Raw genomic sequence first — 2,297 nt, forward strand, 5'->3', positions numbered from 1 at the left:
GAATGACATCATTATAGCATCCGCCTAAGGCGGATAAAAGGCCGGACAGTAGTGAAAAAATATAGAATTAAAAATTCCTATAAATTCAAAAGGGGAATTTTATTTAAAAACTCAAAAACAAATAGCAAATAAATATAAAAGTATTGAAGAAATAAAATCAACAATTAACCGAGAATTGAATAAAATTACAGATATAGAAATCGAATTTGAATAGCCCAAAACTCACCATTCAATCTTGTCAATCAATACACCTACCGCAGTATCGCCATCTTGCGGGTTAAGCATCCCTCCGGCGCGCGGAGTTGATAGAAATACAACCCGGACGGCAGTTCATTGCCGTTATTATCGATTCCGTTCCAGTCAATCGAATAGCGGCCAGGTTTCGCATCAGGGATGGAAATATAATATGCCCTCTGGCCAAGTATATTGGCTATTTCAAGAATCACATCTCCCGGTTTGGAGATTTCGCAGCTTATAATAGTAGAGCTGTTAAAAGGATTGGGATAGTTCTGGTTAAGAGCAAATTCATCCGGCAATTTCGCAATATAGTCGATACTGTTTACTTCTCTTGAATGCAAGACTATCTGCTGGTCTGCTCCGTTAACATAAGTACCCTGCAAGCCAGCCCAATATAGCGTAACATGCCTGGTCCACATATCCGGCGCAGTCCAGATAAATGTTCCCGAATCGGTATCTGTAGATACCCAGTGAATGCCGTTGTTTTCATTAGCAGCCGTATAAGTTTCGGTGTTATCGCCGGCAGTTATAACTCCGGCAATGCTAGAATCGCTGTCAATCCTGATTGAGCAATTGAATTGACTGATAGCCAACCCGCCGTCATGGCGCACTGTAATTGTGTATTGTTCTCCGGGAGCAAATACTTCCGGAAAGCCTGTAATATCGCAAGTGGGGGAAAAATTATTGAGGTCATGACAGGAACTAGAGCAGGTGCCGTTCGATGATGGCGCGCCTGAATAACCGGTATAATAACTATGGGCAAATAGTAAACCTGAATAAACAAGTAATGATATACAAACTATGTAAAATTTTCTCATAACCGCCTCTTGTTCTGAGGGTGAATTTATTAATATATCTTTATATTACATCGACATCATAAATCGATATTTAAATAGAAAAATGTTGATAGTTTCTATGTTTTATTGTAATAAATGCAGCAACGACATATAATGAGTTGCCTTGTTATAGGTAATAAAGGTTATGCGAATAGATAATCTAAACATGGAGTAAATATGCCAGCTAAAAAAACAGCCAAAAAGACAACAAAAAAAGCTGCTGTCAAAAAAGCAAAAAAGCCAGCCGCTGCTAAAAGTAAACCTGAAAAAACTGTTAAAAAAGAATTAATCGATTGCCAGCATTGCGAAGGAACCGGCAAGTGTTCGGCAGGAAAGCCATTTAGTAAAAGCCGCGCTCAAGGTGTATTCAAGGATGAATTACTGGTCAGTTGTCCGGAATGCCTTATAGCGGCTGGGAAATCGCCCAAATCGAAGAAGATGGTTAAATGCCGTATCTGCCAAGGCTCCGGTAAAGTGGAAAAATAGGGCTGAAAGGATTAAGCGCTTTCGGGCTTCAGCCGCTATAAAGTTTACAATAAATTATCGTTTATAGTTATCTTAGAAATGTTGTCAGGAAAGGGTTCCTGACAAAGCGGGGAAGGTATCTCATAATATCTTAAAATTAGGGTGATATATACCGGCGTGCATAGGGACGTATTTTATTCCCCTCTTGAGAGAAGTTAGGGGTGTGTATATATACCGGCGCGCGTAGGGGCGTATTGCATACGCCCATTCTTGCTGCCAAACAGCGCTTGGCAACAAGAGTGTTTTGCTGCTTTATCAGCAATCTCAGTAGGGGGCATCCGCTTGAGGCAAACGCCCCTACAGGTAGTCTATAGGTCAAGTCATCTAAGACGGACTCACTCGGAACCCAGCCTGCAATTGAATAGAAAATTGGAGAAAATTCTCATCCATCAAAACAGGAGTTTCCCCGAAAATTCCGGTAAAATCTTTATAGTATAGTATGTTTCATAGGGTTAACATTTTCAATAAGTGGAAATCATAGTTTTTGAAAAAACGGGGAAACTTTTAGCGATTTCTAGTAGGTCAGGTTCCGACCGGAGGGAGAAACCCGACAATTTGACTTTGATATGCTATTTGCTAAGGAAAGATATTTATATAACTGCGAGAAGTGTCGGGTTTCTCCTCGCCTTCGGCGAGTCGGAGCCCGACCTGCTATGTACAATGTCAAACCTTTTCTCAAATTTTTACTTATTTTAACAT

General features: G+C 40.3%; 2 protein-coding genes. One reads left to right on the plus strand and one right to left on the minus strand.

The window, feature by feature from the left end:
* Positions 1–251: 251 nt before the first annotated feature.
* Positions 252–1,055 (minus strand): T9SS type A sorting domain-containing protein, encoded by an 804-nt coding sequence (locus J7K40_01770; protein MCD6161123.1) that lies wholly within the window; start codon positions 1,053–1,055, stop codon positions 252–254.
* Between the two features lie 195 nt (positions 1,056–1,250).
* Here J7K40_01770 and J7K40_01775 point away from each other — a divergent pair, with 195 nt between their 5' ends.
* Positions 1,251–1,559: a hypothetical protein gene (locus J7K40_01775; protein MCD6161124.1), complete on the plus strand. Its 309-nt coding sequence runs from the start codon at positions 1,251–1,253 to the stop codon at positions 1,557–1,559.
* Positions 1,560–2,297: the final 738 nt, after the last annotated feature.

Source organism: Candidatus Zixiibacteriota bacterium, assembly GCA_021159005.1.
Classification (GTDB): domain Bacteria; phylum Zixibacteria; class MSB-5A5; order UBA10806; family 4484-95; genus JAGGSN01.

Excerpts from the sequence above, each read along its gene's own strand:
- J7K40_01770 (MCD6161123.1), bottom strand. The coding sequence starts at position 1,055 with ATGAGAAAATTTTACATAGTTTGTATATCATTACTTGTTTATTCAGGT.
- J7K40_01775 (MCD6161124.1), top strand. The coding sequence starts at position 1,251 with ATGCCAGCTAAAAAAACAGCCAAAAAGACAACAAAAAAAGCTGCTGTC.